This is a genomic window from Alteromonas sp. ABH4_456 (assembly GCF_056160645.1).
This window is the reverse complement of the sequence record NZ_JBSWXO010000003.1, coordinates 100,586-118,774: the sequence shown is the minus strand read 5'-3', so window position 1 is coordinate 118,774 and position 18,189 is coordinate 100,586. Positions and strand designations below refer to the sequence as shown.

The following is an 18,189-nucleotide window of genomic DNA, read 5'->3' as shown; positions in this document are numbered from 1 at the left end:
ATGAGTTGAACGAGATGGACATGCCAGTTGATATGAAAGCTGGTGAAGCAATTAACAATGATCTGGATGATACTGAGGATGATGCAGTATTTGTTCAGGAGGACTTACCGAAAAACCTGGATGCCACCCAGTTGTACCTGGGAGAAATTGGCTTCTCACCCCTACTTACCGCAGAAGAAGAAGTTTATTTTGCACGTCGCGCACTGAAAGGCTGTGAGGCCTCCCGTAAGCGTATGATTGTATCTAATCTTCGTCTGGTTGTGAAAATTGCCCGTCGCTACAACAATCGCGGTCTGGCATTACTTGACCTGATTGAAGAAGGTAACCTGGGTCTTATCCGTGCAGTTGAGAAATTTGATCCTGAACGTGGTTTCCGTTTCTCTACGTATGCGACCTGGTGGATTCGTCAGACGATCGAACGGGCGATCATGAATCAAACCCGCACGATTCGTTTACCGATTCACGTAGTCAAAGAATTAAATGTTTATCTGCGTTGTGCACGTGAGCTCTCACAGAAGCTCGACCACGAGCCTACTGCAGAAGAAATAGCTACAGAGCTTGATAAGCCTGTTGACGAAGTCAGCCGTATGCTTCGCCTGAATGAGCGCATTACATCGGTGGACACACCTATCGGTGGTGAAAACGATAAGGCACTGCTGGATATTCTTGCCGACCATAATGAATTTGGTCCGGAAGATAACCTGCAGGACAGCGATATGAAGTCGAATATCGTGAAATGGCTCGGTGAGTTAAATCCGAAACAACGGGAAGTGTTAGCACGTCGTTTTGGTTTATTAGGGTACGAACCGTCTACCCTTGAAGATGTGGGTGCGGAAATTGGCCTTACACGGGAACGAGTCCGTCAGATCCAGGTAGAAGCACTGCGCAGACTGCGCGATATGCTGGGTCATCAGGGACTGTCTCTGGAAAGCCTGTTCGATCAGATGGGTGAGTAATTTCACCCATCTGACCCGACCATACAGTTTATGCCGTTCTGCCCGGTATGTTGCACCGGGCGGCACTATATAAAATCACGATTGATGTATCTTAAGATTATTGACGTGTTAATGTGAAGAAAGTGTAGTCGTAAGGATTATGCTCATCGGCACGGTTTTCCACCACATCTGAACGTACCCAATCGCCCTGAGAATCGTAATCAGGGAAACAGGTATCACCTTCGACGGTTAACGCTATTTGTGTCAGATAGAGAGTGGTTGCCTGAGGCAGAAAAGCCTCATAGACCTTACCGCCACCAATCACCATCACTTCATCATCTTCCGTGACCATCTCACTGGCAGCGCTGAGTGCCTCGTCGACGTTAGTAACCACAGTCACCGTGTCGGGAAAATCTGAAGCCGCCGCAGAAGTAATGACGATATTGGGTCTGCCCGGTAAAGGTCTGCCAATTGACTCCCAGGTTCTGCGTCCCATGATCACCGGCTTACCTAATGTTACCGCCTTGAAATGCTTCAAATCGGCCGGCAGGTGCCAGGGCATATCATTGTCAGCGCCGATAACTCTGTTATGTGCCATGGCGGCAATCATCGCAATCTTCATCACTACTCCTTAAGACGCGATATCAACGACGGTATTCTACTTCAACGTCGTAGTCGTCTTCATCCCAGTCATCATCGTCATCGAGATCGTCATCCAGATCGCCCTGCATGGTCTCGCGATCGTAACTATCCCACTTAAACTCTACCGTCTCTTTCTCATCGTCTTCGTCGATGCCGGCAGGCAGTGTTTCAATGTAATTCATGATTTCGCGGCAAAGATGTTGTGTGTTCATTTTCTGGAAAGCAGAAATTTGATAAACAGGACCATCCCAGTCCAGCTTTTCTTTAATTGATTCACACAACGCTTCCACTTCTTCCTCGAGAAGCAGATCAACTTTGTTGAACACTAACCAGCGTGGCTTGGCTGCCAACTTAGGACTGTACTTTTCAAGTTCTTCTATGATCTTCTTCGCGTTTTCCGCGGGATCGCTCTGATCTGCCGGCAACAGATCAACCATGTGTAACAATACGCGGCAGCGCTCTAAGTGCTTCAGGAAGCGGATACCTAGACCGGCACCGTCGGCCGCGCCCTCGATGAGTCCGGGAATATCAGCAATAACGAAACTACGTTGTGAATCCTGTCTGACAACCCCCAGGTTAGGTACCAGTGTGGTAAAGGGGTAATCGGCGACTTTAGGTTTAGCAGCAGACACAGAGCGGATGAAGGTAGATTTACCGGCATTCGGCATACCGAGCAGGCCCACATCGGCAAGCAGCATGAGCTCCAGCTTCAGATTGCGGATTTCACCTGGCGTACCGTTTGTTTTCTGTCTGGGTGCACGGTTTACGCTACTTTTAAAGCGGGCATTACCTAAACCGTGAAAACCGCCCTGCGCGACTTTCAGGCGCTGGCCGTGCTTAGTCAGATCGCCCAGCACTTCTGCCGTTTCCACATCTGTCGCACGGGTACCAACCGGTACCATTACCGTAAGATCTTCACCTGCACGGCCGGTACAGTTTCCGCCCTGGCCATTCTGACCACGCTCAGCACGGTGGAAACGCTCGAAGCGATAATCAATGAGGGTGTTCAGGTTCTCATCGGCCTGCAGATAAACAGAACCGCCATCACCACCATCACCGCCGTCAGGACCACCTTTCGGGATATATTTTTCACGTCTAAAGCCAACCGTGCCGTTACCACCGTCGCCGGCTTCAACACGAATTTCAGCTTCATCAACAAATTTCATTAGTCACTCCGAGTCGTTGTCGACTACCGTATTTGAAAGCTAAGTTTACACCATTGTGACAATCACTACATCGCCAATCTGGTGAAGGGCTGCGGGCCCCGGAAAAATCTTGTTATTAAAAACAAAAAACCCCGCTTACGCGGGGTTTTTTAAGCCTGTTCGGCGTAACGTCAATCCGCGATTACTCGCCGATGATGCTCACGAATTTACGGTTGTTCTTGCCTTTAACGTCAAATTGAACTTTACCGTCTTTCAGAGCAAACAACGTGTGATCTTTACCGATACCTACGTTGTCGCCAGCGTGGAAACGAGTACCACGTTGTCTTACGATGATGTTACCAGCAAGCACTGATTCGCCGCCAAAGCGCTTAACACCAAGGCGTTTACTTTCTGAATCACGACCGTTTTTGGTACTACCACCAGCTTTTTTGTGTGCCATGTGTTCGTGCTCCTATTATGCGTTGATACCAGTGATTTTCACTTCTGTGAACCACTGACGGTGACCCGCTTGTTTACGGTGATGTTTACGACGACGGAACTTAACGATTTTGATTTTATCGCCACGTCCGTGCTGAACTACTTCAGCAGTAATTTTGCCACCAGCAACTAAAGGGGTGCCGATCTTAACGTCGTCACCGTTGCTAACCATTAATACGTTATCGAATTCAACAGTCTCGCCCGGCGCGACTTCGATCTTCTCTAGACGAACGGTCTGGCCTTCAGCCACACGGTGCTGTTTACCGCCACTTTGGAAAACCGCGTACATATTCTACTCCGCTCTGCGTCTCATTGACGCTTCAATTCAAAAAACAGGGCGCGAATTGTACGTGAAACATCCTGAGATCTCAACCCCGAAAAACACAAAATTTGATTATTTTTCGCGCTTCGGCTCAATTCGCTGCCAGAACTACTAGAAGCCCGCATTTTACCTGCATTTTCCCCTTCAGGGAAATGCTGCTAAGGGATTATTTTTTCATTCATTTCAGTTTTTTAAACCATGCGGGTGGATACCCTTTCAGATTCAGGTACAATCAGCGCTCAGAATGAAATCAGTAAAACATACCCACGACATGCCCATGGACATAAATGCGATCCGCGAGCTGACAGCTGCGGACATGAAAGCGGTGAATGCGCTTATACAGCAGCAAGTCGACTCAGAAGTTGCTCTAATCAATCAGTTAGGCTTTTACATCGTCAACAGTGGCGGAAAAAGGCTGCGCCCTTTGTTGTCGGTTCTGGCAGCGAGATCAATGGGGATCACAACAGATCAGCATCACACGCTGGCCGCGATCATTGAATTTATCCACACATCCACTTTGCTTCATGATGATGTGGTTGATGAATCCACATTACGCCGGGGTCAACAAACGGCGAATGCAATATTTGGTAATCAGGCAAGCGTACTGGTGGGCGATTTTCTTTACTCCCGTTCATTCCAGATGATGGTCGACCTGCAAAGTATGCGTGTCATGGAGATTTTATCTGACGCAACCAACCGTATTGCCGAGGGTGAAGTATTGCAGTTAATGAACTGTAATGACCCGGACACCACAGAAGCCCGCTATTTTGACGTAATTTACGGCAAAACTGCCCGCTTATTTGAAGCAGCAACACAGCTTGCCGCTGTGCTGACGGGGCAGCCTGAGCATATTGAAAAAGCCATGCAGGATTACGGTAAACACCTGGGCACCGCTTTTCAGTTAGCTGACGACATTCTCGATTATGCGGCTGATAAAGACGAAATGGGTAAGAACACCGGCGATGATCTTGCAGAAGGTAAGCCTACCCTGCCCCTGTTGTATGCCATGTGGCACGCTGAAGATGAAGCGGATAAACAACTGATCAGAGAAGCCATTGAGAAAGCAAATGGCCTGCCTCACCTGTCACGAATAGTCAATATTATGAGTGAAACCGGTGCGCTGGAATATACCAAACGCTGCGCGGATGAAGAAACGCAGAAAGCCATAGCCGCACTGGCTCCGGTGCCGGAATCTGATTACAAACAGGCGTTAATTGCATTAGCGCATATTGCTGTAGAACGTACTAAGTAAGATTTCTCAGGCCCGCTGTTGCGGGCCTAATTCTCAACCATAAATCCGATCATACCCATCAAGAAACCTGCAATAGCCCCCATGGGTGGCAGCCATTGTTTTTCCACGTAAATTTGCGGTGCCATATCCTGAAAGACAGAATAAAGGATCCCTCCGGCGGCAAACAACATTATGCCACCAATGACTGTGGGATAATCAGCCAGCCAGTAAAATCCGGCGACGGCCATCACCGGCCCCAGCAACGCCATTGCAGCAAACTTCCAAATCAGTTTATTCTGATACTTTAAATTTCCGCCTGTCATTTCGCGGTAAGCATTAAAGCCCTCCGGCAGGTTCTGAATAGCAATCAGCAAACCAAGTAACAGGGTTCCACCTCCGGATGCTGCAGTCGTTCCCAACGCCAGAGATTCAGGTACAAAATCACTTAACATTGCCGCTAACTGACTGGCCGGAGTGTTCTGTCTGGCCAGATAGATATCCAGACTCATGAATGCCAGAGCGCCTGCGGTAAAACACAAAGTGGCAGTCAGAGGTGTATGCGCAGTGATGCCCTCAGGCACCAGAACGAGTGCTACAGCTGAAAGTAGTGCTCCCGCCCCGAGCGCCATGATGCCGTGGCGAATTTCCTGCTCCAGCCACTCAGGCTGAATGCGGTCATTCCTGGCCAGTAACGCTCCGGCTGGCATAGCTAATCCGGCAATCAGCGCAATAAAGATCACGCTGATCAGGTTGTGATCCACCACAGATCTGACTCCTTAATTCAAACCCAAATCACGGGTCATATTCTCATTTCTGTCCCGGTGTACAATGATATTGTCTTCAATACGGATCCCGCCGAAAGGCCGGTACCGGTCAACAATATCCCAGTTAATGTACTTAGAGTTATCGCTGGCTTTCAAATTGGACAGCAGCGTGTCGATGAAATATAACCCGGGCTCGATAGTGAAGATCTGACGGGCTTCCACCACGCGGGTACAACGCAGGAATGGATGCTCTTCCGGTGCAGGTTTTGGCGTACCGCGGTCATCAGCTACCAGCCCGCCTACATCATGTACCTGTAAGCCAAGGAAGTGGCCTATACCGTGAGGAAAGAAAGTACTGGTGATTTGTTTTTCAACAATTTCCTGAGGCTTAAGATTGACCAGTCCCACATCATGAAGAATTTGTGCAATGCCATCGTGGGCAAGAATATGAATGTCGGTATAAGCAACACCGGGTTTAAGTGCATTGCCTAATGTCACCGTAACTTTATCAACATGTGCGATTAACTCAGCGAACAGAGGATCTGAGTGGCTGTACGTCCGCGTGATATCGGCGGCATAACCATGAAAAGAGGCACCGGCATCAATGAGAAACGAGCGTGACGTATCCGGCGCTGCATTGTCACAATGCATGTAATGCAGAATAGATGCATGCTCGTTGAGCGCAATAATACTCGTGTAAGGTAAGTCGTTGTCTCCCTGACCCGCCGCGCTGTTATAAGCCTGCTTAATGGCAAACTCACTTTCACCTGCCATAAATGCTTCCCGGGCAGCACGATGCCCCTGCACAGCCAGTTTATTGGCTTTGCGCATACACAGCATCTCGTAATCAGTTTTATACGCCCGCTGAAAGTGCAGGTAATTTAACGCCCGGTCAGGATTAACAATGTGGAATCCCAATGCGCTGGCCACTTCAATATACTCACCTACATAGGCATATTTCTGCTTGTCGTAAGGCAAATGTTTTTCAACAGCGTCAGCCTGCTTTAGCAGGACGATATCGAACTCAGCCGTCCAGAAGTCATCCGGTTCAGGAGGTACTTTGTGCCAGAAATCCACAGGACGGTAAAAAATGAGTTTCGGTTTATCGGTACCGTTCACAACCAGCCAGCAATGCGGGTTATCTACAACAGGCACCCAGGCTTTGAAATGAGGATTCACCTTAAACGGATAATCATTGTCATCGAGGAAAAGCCGTTTACTTTGTCCCGCATGAATAACCAGCCCGTCCAGACCTTCCCGCTGCAGAGCTTCTCTGGTACGGGACTGAAGTGTCTCAATATGTGCGCGGTAGGATGCGGTAAGTGTGGTCATAAACCCTCATATATTCTGTCGTTAATTGTTTTAATTTGTAAAAGACCGGCGGTATGCCACCGGCCTTATTTGGGTGCGTAAGTGCCGCCTGCCCTTCCTCCGGGAGAAGAAAGGCCGGTAGCCGGCGGAATAGCAGATTTTGCCAGTTGCTCAAACAGCCCTGAAGACTGACCCAACTGATGTTCGTAAATATAACGGTATGCCATCACCGCTTTTACGTAACTGCGGGTTTCTTTATATGGAATCGTTTCAATCCAGATATCCGTTTCTACGTTTTTGCCGGCAGGTAACCATTCCATAACCCGCCGCCACCCGGCATTATATGACGCCGAAACCAGTACCGGATTATCGCCCATTTTGTCCATCAGATAACGCAGGTACTGCACACCAAACTGAACATTCTGACCTGCATCAAACAATTCATCTGTGGATACTCTTTTTTCGGCAATGTATCCCGCAGTGCCCGGCATTAACTGCATCAGGCCGCGGGCACCGGCAGGAGACACAGCATCGACCATAAACGAGCTTTCCCGGCGGGCAATTGCCATGGCAAATGCAGGCTGGATATCGTATGCCCGTCCGACATCATCAAACTGTTCGGCATAGGCCATAGGGAAGCGCTTCTCCACGTCATCCAGAAAGCCGCTTTGAGTAAAACTGATGATTGCCTGGTCGAACCAACCCCACTCGCTGGCCAGTAAGGCCGCGTCCTTCACTTGCGAAGTATCCAGTGAGTTCACCAGATAACGCCACTCACGTCTGGCATCAATTAAGCGGCCAAGAGCGAGAAATTCCTGCGCCCGCTTTGCCGCCGGACGCTCAGCAATCATCTGCATATTTTCGTCACTGCGGGGCGTAGAGATGTGTTTCAGCGAAGGTTTCTCATTAACTCTGGCACTGGCCATAAAACCGTAATAGTTCCGTTCCTGAGCCAGTTCACGGTAACGGATACCAGCCTGCTCCTGTAACCCCATCGCCTCGAGACTGCGGGCCTGCCAGTAACGATAGGCTTCATCCTGCTGCACATATTCCGGTGCTGCCGCGATTAGATCCAGCACGTCCTGCCATTTTTCATGACGCAACAAGTAAGACATATGCCAGCGTTTTACGTCATCTGCAGCACCACTGACATCAGCCCGCTTTAACCATTCATCTGCTTCCGGTTTGTCGTCAATGGCAAGACTCAGAGCAATTGCCCTGGTCACATCCAGTTGCTGCTGATGCGTTAACACATCCGCCGGCTGCCAGAGGTACCAGGCTTTAATTGCATCACCGGCATCCCGCCAGGCAAGCTTTTCCATACCGTAAGCAAGAATTTTTCCTTCTGTTTCTTTATTCTTCAGCGGAAACTGAGACTTCTTCAGTACCAGTGATGATGAAGTACGGATACGCTGCCATAAATCAGCCAGATATTGTTCTTTTGCAGGAAGCTTACGCTTCAGGTAAGGAATAAGCTTCGGGTTACCGGACAACGCCGCTTTCTCAATTCGACCTAACACCATGTCACCGGTCATCATGCCGGCCTGCTGCCATTTTTTGAATACAGGGTCACATTCGTCCGGTTGTGAACGGCCTGCCAGCCAGATGGGCTCAACTTTTTCTAACCAGTATTCAGGCTGGCCCGCGTCTTCCAACTGATATTGCAGATATTGACACGTAATGGTTGCCCCCATGCCATCGCGATAATTAGCAAGAAACGCTTTCTTTTCACCATGAGTAGCCAGGTAACGGAGCCAGCGGCCACGTAAGCCATAGGTAAAAGGCTGGTTGTGATAATTCAGCAGGAAAGACTCTATGTCTTCACGGTGAGCTATGTCCATCCGCTGATCGATTTGCTGCCGCAAAAGATAAGGATAAAGGGGATAGTCTTTTAATGCGGCAACATCGTCTTCCAGCGCAGCCACTTTTTTCCGGCTGGCGCGGCCAAGCTGTTTTTCGAGCTCAGTAAACTGTGCCCGCTTTAACTCTGATTCGGGAGAAGAAGGCGTTGGCTGAGCTTGCACAATACCTGCAACACTCATCACACCCAGCCAGAAACTGGCAACAAGAAAAGACACCGGAATGCGCTTCACGGAAGCGGCCGAAGATACTTGCATTCAAAACCATCCATCCAAAAACGAGTGAATGACAGGGGCGTTACCAGAAAATAAGGGGTAAAAAACAAAACAACCCGAAAATTTAAAATAGCGCTGGCGAACACCCGATTTCCTTACCATTATACAACCTTGTGATGTGAATTCGAGCTTGATTTTTTGCTGCTCAATCGCCATTTAGGAAAAAAATGTAAACACTTGTTTGAATTTTTATTGAAATTTTCCGTGGCATTGTCACAATCAAGCCACCCTAACACGTCAGAGTAAGACACCGGCTTGCAGTTCCGGTTCCTCATTTCTGACATCCTCGCCATTGCCGAAGGAGACGAGAATGATATACGAAGGCAAGAGTCTGACCGTTACGTTGTCAGATGATGGTATTGCTGAACTGGTTTTTGATGCACAAGGTTCAGTCAACAAATTTGACCGCCAGACGGTAGCTGAACTGGATGAAGCCACTGCGGCTATGGCTGCTCATGGTGGCATTAAAGGTGCAGTAGTAAGAAGTGGCAAACCGGCTTTCATCGTGGGTGCTGATATCACCGAATTTACGGCTATGTTTGAGCAACCGGAAGCAGAAGTGCTTGCGTGGGTAGCTAAAACATCACAGGTATTCGATCGCTTTGAAGATCTTCCCTTCCCCACCATCGCAGCGGTAAATGGCTTCGCGCTGGGCGGTGGCTGTGAGATGGCACTGGCTTGTGATTTCCGCGTTGTTGACACTACCGCTTCTATTGGCCTGCCGGAAGTCAAACTGGGCCTGATGCCAGGCTTTGGTGGTACCGTTCGCCTCCCCCGCCTGATTGGGTCCGATAATGCTCTGGAATGGATGACCACCGGCAAAGACAGAAAAGGCCAGCAAGCACTTGATGAAGGTGCGGTAGACGCAGTCGTGGCACCGGAGAAGCTTCTTGATGCAGCTACCACAATGGTAAGCAATGCCGCTGCCGGCAAGCTGGACTGGGAAACCCGCCGTGCAAATAAAAAAGCACCGTTAAAACTGAATCAAAATGAAGCAGTGATGAGTTTCTCCACGGCGCAGGCATTCGTAGCGGCCAAAGCAGGTAAACATTATCCGGCTCCCCACATGATGGTAGAGACCGTTAAAAATGCAGCCGGCCTGGATCGCGACGGCGCGTTGAAACTGGAAAACCAGGGCTTTGTTAAACTGGCTAAAACCGACGCGGCTCAAGCTCAAATCGGTATTTTCCTGGCTGACCAGCTGGTGAAAGGCAAAGGCAAAAAAATGGCCAAAGCCGCCACCAAAGAAGTCAAACTTAATGCGGTTCTCGGCGCCGGCATCATGGGCGGTGGAATCGCTTATCAGAGCGCATCCAAAGGCTTACCGGTAGTGATGAAAGACATCAACACTCCGGCGCTTGATTTAGGCTTGAGTGAAGCCGCCAAAATTCTGAATAAAGGCATGGAGCGCGGCAAAGTCGACGCGAAGAAAATGGCAGCCACGTTAAATGCCATTACCCCGACTCTCGAATACAGCACGCTGAAAGATGCAGACGTTGTCATTGAAGCGGTTGTCGAAAATCCGAAAGTAAAAGGCATCGTACTGAAAGAAGTGGAAGGTGTGGTGGCAGATGACGCCATTATATGTTCAAACACATCCACCATTTCCATTAACCAGCTGGCTGAAAACCTCGACAAACCAGAGCGCTTCTGTGGCATGCATTTCTTTAACCCCGTACATCGCATGCCGCTGGTAGAGATCATCCGTGGTGAGAAAACCACTGACGACACAATTAATGCCGTCGTTGCTACCACGCTGAAAATGGGCAAAACCCCCATTGTGGTCAATGATTGCCCCGGCTTTTTAGTGAACCGTGTGTTGTTCCCTTACTTTGCCGGCTTCAGCAAACTGGTACTAGACGGTGCCGATTTCGTTGCGGTTGATAAGGTCATGGAGAAAGACTTCGGCTGGCCAATGGGGCCTGCTTACCTGCTGGATGTGGTAGGTATGGATACGGCTGATCACGCTGCGGGCGTTATGGCTGAAGGTATTCCGGAGCGCATGGCGAAACTTGAGAATGATCCGGTCACTTTGCTTTACGAAGCGAAACGCCTGGGTCAGAAAAACGGCAAAGGCTTTTATAACTTCGGTACTGACAAACGGGGACGTCCCAGTAAAGAAGCCGCAGAAGAGGCTTACAGCCTGATCAACGCAAACACTGCTGAAACAAAAGCCTTTGATAAAGAAGAAATCATTGCCCGCCTGATGATTCCTATGGCAAACGAGGCTATCCGTTGTCTGGAAGAAGGCATTGTTGCCAGTGCTGCAGAAGCCGATATGGCGCTGCTTTACGGACTGGGATTCCCTCCTTTCCGTGGCGGAATTTTCCGTTATATCGAAACACTGGGCCTTGAGCAGTTTGTTGCTCTGGCAGACAAGTATGCCCACTTAGGTCCGATCTATCAGATTTCCGACGGCGTGCGCCAGATGGCCGCTGACGGTAAGTCTTATTTCGCGTAACGGAACCAGGGAGAAGAATATGAAAGATGTAGTAATTGTTGATGCGATTCGCACACCTATGGGCCGTTCCAAAGGTGGCGTATTCAGAAATGTCCGTGCAGAGACTTTATCTGCCCACCTGATGACCGCATTACTGAAAAGAAACCCGAACCTCGATCCTGCTGAGATTGAAGATATTATCTGGGGTTGTGTGCAGCAAACGAAAGAGCAGGGTTTTAACGTTGCCCGAAATGCGCAGTTGCTGACTGACGTTCCCCGCTCCACAGCGGCAGTGACGGTGAACCGTTTGTGCGGATCTTCTATGCAGGCCCTGCATGATGCCACCAGCGGTATTATGAGCGGTCGCGGTGATGTATACATGATAGGCGGCGTTGAACACATGGGTCACGTTCCCATGACCTTCAACGTCGATTTCCACCCTGCTCTTGCTAAATATACCGCCAAAGCATCGGGGAATATGGGTATGACTGCCGAGCTGCTCGGTCGTCAAAACGGCATTAGCCGTGAGATGCAGGATGCCTTCGGCGCCCGCTCGCACCAGCTGGCTCATCAGGCCCACCTTGAAGGTCGTTGGGCAAATGAAATTGTACCCGTTGAGGGCCATGATGCAGACGGCGTGCTGACAATGGTTGATTATGACGAAGTCATTCGTCCCGAAACGACCGTCGAAACCTTATCCGGCTTACGCCCCGTATTTGATCCGGTAAACGGTACAGTCACCGCCGGTACCGCCTCTGCAATATCAGACGGTGCATCAGCCATGCTCGTTATGTCAGCTGACAAAGCGAAAGCACTGGGCTTAACGCCACGGGCAAAAATCCGCTCAATGGCGGTGGCAGGTTGTGACGCTGCAATCATGGGTTACGGCCCTGTACCAGCCACTAAAAAGGCGCTGCAACGGGCGGGTCTGAGTATGGATGACATTGAAATTGCCGAGTTCAACGAAGCTTTCGCTGCACAGGCATTGTCGTGTATCAAACAACTGGGCTGGCTGGAAAAATACGATGACCACGTCAACCTGAACGGCGGTGCCATCGCACTTGGTCACCCGCTGGGTTGTTCAGGCTCACGTATCAGCACCACCTTGCTGAACCTGATGGAAGCGAAAGATAAAACTCTGGGCCTCGCCACCATGTGCATTGGCTTAGGTCAGGGTATTGCTACCGTCTTCGAACGTGTTTAATCTTTTATAGATTACTCTGAAGAAAGGGCCTGCGGGCCCTTTTTTTATGTCCGCTCAAAAATAACGACTATAACTCAATAACCTGACTTGCAGGAAATCGTGTCGCATTAATTATCAATCAATGGTCTAATCAAGCATAAAACCGGCATTAAGGGATATTAAATTGATATGAAGCGCTCTTTGACGCTGTCCCGATATGTAAAAAAACGAACCGGAGTGCCTCTGGGAGCAAGTCATTCTATGAGGAATATGCTCTCACGTTCTTTAGGCGCAGGATCTTTTCCTCAGTTCTGGCAATACTGGAATCCGGTATGGAGCTACTATTTATCCCGCAATGTAATGAGACCCCTCAACAACGTTCTGCCGGACTCAATTGCTGTCCTGTTCACATTTCTCGTTAGTGGCGCCCTGCACGATTTAGCCGTCAGTCTGGTCAAATGGAAAACGGTGTTCTTTTTCACCCCCTGGTTTGGCCTGATGGGACTCATGGTGATAACCAGCAGTAAATTTGATATTAATTACAGGCACTTTGCCCGGAGTTTCAGAGCAGCCATAAACCTGTCAGTTATTGCTGCCAGTTTATGTCTTACGTACCTCATGGAAGGCGCATTTAATTAGCACTGCTTAGTGCCGTATTATTAAACATGCCGGGGTGTACAGATCCCTGCCACACTCTGCTATATTGAAAGTTCAACAATTAACCGTTGCAGGGAATAAAATGAAAGTGATTTTCAGATGTCTGGGGCTTTTCCTCTTGCTGATTGCAGCAATTACTGCATACAGCACAGGACATCAAACCGGTGCATTTCTTTTTGTTGTACTTGGCTTCGTGTTAGAAGGCGTGTTCTGGACGGGTCTGTTTCCCCGCAAACGTGCCGGATAAAACTGAAAGACTCAAGCACGTGCATTTAATCACCGTGCTGTAATCTGATGACGATTTCAATACCACCATGGATGGCTGAAATCCACATACTGAGGATCAATTTCTGCAGTATAAGGGGGAGCGAAGCTACGCCAGAAAACCCCGGAGAATTCTGCTGCATTGATTGTCAGCTTTCCTTCTTTCTCGTACTTTTTCAATAATTTGTTGTAGGCGCCTACCGGATATTGAGGGGTGTTGGAGCGAAAGACAACTGCACCTCCAAACTCCTCGAACATCGCCTTTTCAACTTGCCAGTGTTTAACCTGTTCTGAAGCAATCTCCTGCACACTACGTTTTGGTGGCGGAGTAAATGCTGATGCCAGCTCTTTATCTTCTTCCGTCTCGGGTTCTGGCGGAGGGGTAGCGGTATCCAGACTGTCTTTAAACACTTCAACGAAACGTGCCACCAGTTCAGCGTCCGGTTCGATACCTTTAGATTCGGCATAATCCTTTAACACACCATCCACAATGATTTCGGTGAGTCTGGCCTGCTGAAATTGCGCTACGGCCATTTCTCTGGACACGTTCATAGTTTTAGCCAGTGCATTGAGCTGCTTCTCTGTGGGCGATACAGAGCGCTCTGTCACTGGTTTACCCAGCAAAGTAGCCACTACATTTTGTTGAGCATGCGCAACTGCGGATAACGTTGTGCCTAAAATGAATAAAAGAAAAAGTCGCTTAAACGGATACGACATGAATGCTCCTTGAAAAGAATACCGGTATGTTAAACCACGCGGTTGTCCATAAGCGTGATACACAGAATAAAAGCAAATAACAACGGTTCAAACAGTAACATAATGTAACCTTGCCGGTGATGCTAATAACTAAGTGTAACAATTCAATAAAAGCGGAAAGAGAGAAAATTGCAACTGCAATTAAGACGCGATGACAATCGCCGATGATAAACGGTGGGGGAAATAAAAAACGGTGACAGATGTCACCGTTTTTTTGAAATCAGATAGCGTTGACGTTGGCAGCTTGAAGGCCTTTTTGACCTTGCTCAACTTCAAACTCAACTCGCTGACCTTCGTTCAGGGTTTTGTACCCTTCAGAAACGATAGCACGGAAATGTACGAATACATCTTTGTCGCCGCTATCCTGAGTCAGGAATCCATAACCTTTATCTGCGTTAAACCATTTAACGGTGCCTGTAACTTTAGACATGTAGACCTCAAAACTTTCAATAAAACTGCGCCAAAGGCGCTTTACTCGTGGCCTCATTGCAACGGGATATTTGGGTCTTACATGGGATGGACAAACAACTTACAACAATTACAGGTGTAACCAGAGCGTTCAAAACATCATGGTAGAAACAAAAATAATCTCGTCTTAAAAAGACCTTAGGCTAAAACAGCCTAAAACCACTATAACAGTTGGCGGGAAAAATGATACAAAAATTCACCGCTAACAGAAAATTATCACAATTTCGTAACCGGAGTGTCAGATTCCCTTACTTACGAAGACTTGGGGTGACTATGACGCCAGCCCTGAATCCAGCATCCCAGCCCCACTACACCGCTCAGTGCAGCGAATGACCAGTGGTGAACATATACAGGCAGAATGGCCGCCACAATGATAAACGTGGACCCGACCACCACCCAATGATTGGCCTTGGCTGTTTCCAGCTGCAAACGTGCCAGCTCCTGATGATTTCTGGCTATTTGCACAGGCATGGTTTTTACCTGCCTTAAGCTGTCATAGAGCAGATCAGGCATCTCCGGCAATTTCTCGGACCAGAAAGGCAGGTTATCTTTTACCTTGGATAACATGGCACGGACACCAATCTGTTCTTTCATCCAGTTTTCGAGAAACGGTTTTGCCGTTTGCCACAAATCCAGTTGCGGATAGAGTTGCCGCCCTAACCCTTCGATATAAAGTAATGTTTTTTGCAGCAAAACAAGCTGAGGCTGCACCACCATATTGAAACGCCTGGCCGTATTAAACAGCTGAAGCAGAACGTTGCCGAAAGAAATCTCTGCCAGCGGCTTCTGGAAAATAGGCTCGCACACCGTCCGGATTGCCATTTCAAATTCATCGATATTAGTATCGGCAGGTACCCAGCCGGAATCGGCATGAAGTTGCGCCACCTTGCGGTAATCCCGGTTAAAAAAGGCAATAAAGTTTTCCGCCAGGTAACGCTTATCTTCTCTGTTAAGCGTACCCACAATGCCAAAATCGATGGCAATATACTGCGGATTTTCGGGGTGCTCTGCAGAGACAAAAATGTTTCCGGGGTGCATGTCAGCATGGAAGAAGCTGTCACGGAACACCTGGGTGAAAAACACTTCAACACCACGTTCTGCCAGCTTTTTCATATTGGTATTTTGCGCCAGCAGGGCTTCAATATTGGAAATAGGAATACCGTATATACGCTCCATGACAAGCACGTCATGACGGCAATAATCACCGTACATCTCAGGAACGTAGAGGCTCTGTGAGCCTTCAAAATTTCTGCGCAGCTGTATGCCGTTCGCCGACTCACGCATCAGATCCAGTTCATCCACAAGGGTTTTCTGGTACTCGGTAACAACCTCCACCGGACGCAGGCGCTTGCCATCAGGCAGCCACTTCTGCAGTACGCCGGCCAGGGTATACAGCAGTTCCATATCTGCGTCGATAGTTTTGCGGATCCCCGGTCGCAATACTTTTACCACCACATGCTGACCATTCTCTTTTAATACCGCGGCATGAACCTGGGCAATAGAAGCTGATGCAAGAGGTTGCTCATCGAACTGGCTGAACACCAGGTTCAGCTTAGGTATATTCAGACTTTTCAGCACGATAGCTGTGGCGGCGTCGCTGGAAAAGGGCGCCACTTTATCCTGTAGCCTGGCCAGCTCATTGGCGATTGCCGGTGGCAGTAAATCCCGCCGTGTAGATAACATCTGACCGAACTTGATAAAAACCGGCCCCAGCGCCTGCAACGCCAGGGTTATCCGTTCGCCGGCAGATTTATCTTTATGTTCGTTGCTGATCCAGAAAATCAGTTTCCGCGCCAGGCGGGCATACCAGGGTAACCAGCGGGATGGAATTAGCTCATCAAGACCATGTTGCAGCAGAATTTTATTGATGAAATACAGACGACCAATACGCATGAAAAAATCCGGTTCAGGCTTTATCCGTTAGAAGGAGGGTTTTGTTCCAGTTTTGACAGCCGGGCTTCAAAACGGGCCACATCGTCTCTGAGTTCCGAGACCTGGTCAGCATACCAGGTAACCGCTATACGGGGCACAGCGATATCTTTCTCTTCGGTCAGAGCATTACTGAGGCCGGCTTTCGCATTGTTTAAAAATTGCGTGGCAGATTGCCGGGCTTTCGTTAATAACGCAAACGCCGAATGTGCCGTCACATCACCCACGTACCCTGAGGCGATTTCCTCCCAGTCGATGTTCAGTTGCTGAAACAAAGCACTGGCCTGCTGGGCAATATTAAGTTCGCCCTCAACCGACAATTTGCCGGCCTGAATAAGGCTGGTAATTTTGCTGCTTTGCTTCAGCTCCGGTAACACATCCAATCCGGCCCGGACGCAGCAGGTATGCTTATCCAGTTGCGCGACCACATCCTCAAATGTACCGTTTTCACCAAGCACGTCGATGCGATGGGAGAACACCAGCGACAACGCTACCGGCGTGCCGGTAACGAATATGGTAAGCCGCTTACCGTTCAGAGGCTTTAAACGTTCTGCAGCATGCTTATCCAGCGCAAGCAAGCGGTTAAGAGCCGTTTCAACAGCGGCCGTAACCAGTGCAATGGCAGGCATTAAAACTTGAATCCCCGGTGTAACGCCACGATGCCGCCGGTCAGATTCTGATAGTCACACTGTTCGAAACCCGCCTGTTCAAACATGCCCTTCAATGTCTCCTGATCCGGATGCATGCGGATACTTTCTGCCAGATACTGATAGCTCTCAGCATCATTGGCCACAAGCTGACCCATTTTAGGAAGAATGTGAAAAGAATACATATCGTACAGTTTACTGAGCTGCTCAGTGGTGGGCTTAGAAAACTCAAGCACCAGTAACCGGCCCCCCGGTTTTAATACGCGGTAGATAGAATTCAGGGCGTTCTGTTTTTCAGTCACGTTACGTAAACCGAATGCCATGGTCACCACATCAAAGGTGTTATCAGGAAACGGCAATGCTTCGGCGTCGGCCTGCACATAATCGATATTGTTAACCAGACCCCGGTCACGTAATTTGTCACGGCCAACTTTCAGCATAGACAGGTTAATATCTGCCAGAGTGACCTGACCTGTGGGGCCTACAAGTCGTGAAAACTTAGCTGTCAAATCACCGGTACCACCGGCGATATCCAGCACTTTATGCCCTGTGCGGACGCCTGAACAGTCAATGGCATGGCGCTTCCACAAACGGTGAATACCTAACGACATCAAATCATTCATCACGTCGTATTTAGCGGCCACAGAATCGAAAACATTGGCAACTAACGATGCCTTCTGTGTTTTATCAACCTGCTTATAGCCAAAATGGGTAGTGGATGTTTCCGCAGCGGTATCTGCCCGGCTCGCCGTATTATCGCTCATGGCTGTCCTGTCTTTAAATTTCAGTATGAAGAAGTGTACCCAAAAGCGGTAACGAACGACAGTGGTTTGCCGCCGCTACGCTTATTTAGGTCAAACTT

General features: G+C 48.9%; 18 protein-coding genes. 6 read left to right on the top strand and 12 right to left on the bottom strand.

Going from position 1 to position 18,189, the window contains the following annotated elements:
- The first annotated feature begins 5 nt into the window (after positions 1–5).
- On the top strand, positions 6–956 hold the full coding sequence (gene rpoS / locus ACXAG2_RS05880; RefSeq protein WP_474845368.1) for an RNA polymerase sigma factor RpoS: 951 nt from the start codon (positions 6–8) through the stop codon (positions 954–956).
- Positions 957–1,053: 97 nt separating this feature from the next.
- On the opposite strand, the gene folA is transcribed toward rpoS, so the two are convergent.
- From folA to rplU, 4 genes are all read right to left on the bottom strand, one after another.
- Positions 1,054–1,557: a type 3 dihydrofolate reductase gene (gene folA / locus ACXAG2_RS05875; RefSeq protein ID WP_474865134.1), complete on the bottom strand. Its 504-nt coding sequence runs from the start codon at positions 1,555–1,557 to the stop codon at positions 1,054–1,056.
- A gap of 22 nt (positions 1,558–1,579) precedes the next feature.
- Positions 1,580–2,743 carry an Obg family GTPase CgtA gene (cgtA, locus tag ACXAG2_RS05870; protein ID WP_474865132.1) on the bottom strand — a complete coding sequence of 388 codons (1,164 nt, stop codon included), beginning with the start codon at positions 2,741–2,743 and terminating at the stop codon, positions 1,580–1,582.
- A gap of 181 nt (positions 2,744–2,924) precedes the next feature.
- Complete coding sequence (gene rpmA / locus ACXAG2_RS05865; RefSeq protein ID WP_070125553.1) at positions 2,925–3,182, bottom strand: 50S ribosomal protein L27; 258 nt, start codon at positions 3,180–3,182, stop codon at positions 2,925–2,927.
- A 15-nt stretch (positions 3,183–3,197) separates the two neighbouring features.
- Positions 3,198–3,509, bottom strand: a complete 312-nt coding sequence (gene rplU / locus ACXAG2_RS05860; RefSeq protein WP_119499992.1) for a 50S ribosomal protein L21 — start codon at positions 3,507–3,509, stop codon at positions 3,198–3,200.
- Positions 3,510–3,819: 310 nt separating this feature from the next.
- Between rplU and ispB the strand changes: the two genes are divergently transcribed.
- The gene (gene ispB / locus ACXAG2_RS05855; protein ID WP_349584550.1) at positions 3,820–4,794 is read left to right on the top strand and encodes an octaprenyl diphosphate synthase; all 975 of its coding nucleotides are present in this window, start codon (positions 3,820–3,822) and stop codon (positions 4,792–4,794) included.
- A 26-nt stretch (positions 4,795–4,820) separates the two neighbouring features.
- On the opposite strand, the gene ACXAG2_RS05850 is transcribed toward ispB, so the two are convergent.
- From ACXAG2_RS05850 to ACXAG2_RS05840, 3 genes are all read right to left on the bottom strand, one after another.
- A complete protein-coding gene (locus ACXAG2_RS05850; protein ID WP_474865611.1) occupies positions 4,821–5,480 on the bottom strand; it encodes a ZIP family metal transporter in 660 nt (219 codons plus the stop codon).
- 69 nt (positions 5,481–5,549) lie between these two features.
- Complete coding sequence (gene pepQ / locus ACXAG2_RS05845; RefSeq protein ID WP_474845207.1) at positions 5,550–6,869, bottom strand: Xaa-Pro dipeptidase; 1,320 nt, start codon at positions 6,867–6,869, stop codon at positions 5,550–5,552.
- 65 nt (positions 6,870–6,934) lie between these two features.
- Positions 6,935–8,965 (bottom strand): transglycosylase SLT domain-containing protein, encoded by a 2,031-nt coding sequence (locus ACXAG2_RS05840; RefSeq protein ID WP_474865130.1) that lies wholly within the window; start codon positions 8,963–8,965, stop codon positions 6,935–6,937.
- 328 nt (positions 8,966–9,293) lie between these two features.
- Here ACXAG2_RS05840 and fadB point away from each other — a divergent pair, with 328 nt between their 5' ends.
- The 4 genes from fadB (at position 9,294) to ACXAG2_RS05820 (ending at position 13,510) form a co-directional block, all read left to right on the top strand.
- Positions 9,294–11,444 carry a fatty acid oxidation complex subunit alpha FadB gene (fadB, locus tag ACXAG2_RS05835; protein ID WP_474865128.1) on the top strand — a complete coding sequence of 717 codons (2,151 nt, stop codon included), beginning with the start codon at positions 9,294–9,296 and terminating at the stop codon, positions 11,442–11,444.
- A gap of 19 nt (positions 11,445–11,463) precedes the next feature.
- The gene (fadA, locus tag ACXAG2_RS05830) at positions 11,464–12,627 is read left to right on the top strand and encodes an acetyl-CoA C-acyltransferase FadA (protein ID WP_119499987.1); all 1,164 of its coding nucleotides are present in this window, start codon (positions 11,464–11,466) and stop codon (positions 12,625–12,627) included.
- A 168-nt stretch (positions 12,628–12,795) separates the two neighbouring features.
- Positions 12,796–13,245, top strand: a complete 450-nt coding sequence (locus tag ACXAG2_RS05825; protein WP_474852247.1) for an MBOAT family O-acyltransferase — start codon at positions 12,796–12,798, stop codon at positions 13,243–13,245.
- A 100-nt stretch (positions 13,246–13,345) separates the two neighbouring features.
- Positions 13,346–13,510 carry a hypothetical protein gene (locus ACXAG2_RS05820; RefSeq protein ID WP_474865126.1) on the top strand — a complete coding sequence of 55 codons (165 nt, stop codon included), beginning with the start codon at positions 13,346–13,348 and terminating at the stop codon, positions 13,508–13,510.
- 56 nt (positions 13,511–13,566) lie between these two features.
- Here the strand turns inward: ACXAG2_RS05820 and ACXAG2_RS05815 are convergent, their stop codons facing one another.
- The 5 genes from ACXAG2_RS05815 to ubiE all read right to left on the bottom strand — a co-directional run bounded on the left by ACXAG2_RS05815 (position 13,567) and on the right by ubiE (position 18,091).
- Positions 13,567–14,244 carry a hypothetical protein gene (locus tag ACXAG2_RS05815; RefSeq protein ID WP_474845214.1) on the bottom strand — a complete coding sequence of 226 codons (678 nt, stop codon included), beginning with the start codon at positions 14,242–14,244 and terminating at the stop codon, positions 13,567–13,569.
- Positions 14,245–14,503: 259 nt separating this feature from the next.
- Positions 14,504–14,713 (bottom strand): transcription antiterminator/RNA stability regulator CspE, encoded by a 210-nt coding sequence (gene cspE / locus ACXAG2_RS05810; protein ID WP_108568737.1) that lies wholly within the window; start codon positions 14,711–14,713, stop codon positions 14,504–14,506.
- Positions 14,714–15,003: 290 nt separating this feature from the next.
- Entirely contained in the window at positions 15,004–16,644 is a 1,641-nt protein-coding gene (ubiB, locus tag ACXAG2_RS05805; RefSeq protein ID WP_474852243.1) for a ubiquinone biosynthesis regulatory protein kinase UbiB, read from the bottom strand.
- Positions 16,645–16,664: 20 nt separating this feature from the next.
- Positions 16,665–17,309 carry a ubiquinone biosynthesis accessory factor UbiJ gene (locus ACXAG2_RS05800; protein WP_474845218.1) on the bottom strand — a complete coding sequence of 215 codons (645 nt, stop codon included), beginning with the start codon at positions 17,307–17,309 and terminating at the stop codon, positions 16,665–16,667.
- The gene (gene ubiE / locus ACXAG2_RS05795) at positions 17,309–18,091 is read right to left on the bottom strand and encodes a bifunctional demethylmenaquinone methyltransferase/2-methoxy-6-polyprenyl-1,4-benzoquinol methylase UbiE (protein WP_119499982.1); all 783 of its coding nucleotides are present in this window, start codon (positions 18,089–18,091) and stop codon (positions 17,309–17,311) included. The genes ACXAG2_RS05800 and ubiE overlap by 1 nt, the downstream gene beginning before the upstream one ends.
- Positions 18,092–18,189 lie beyond the last annotated feature (98 nt).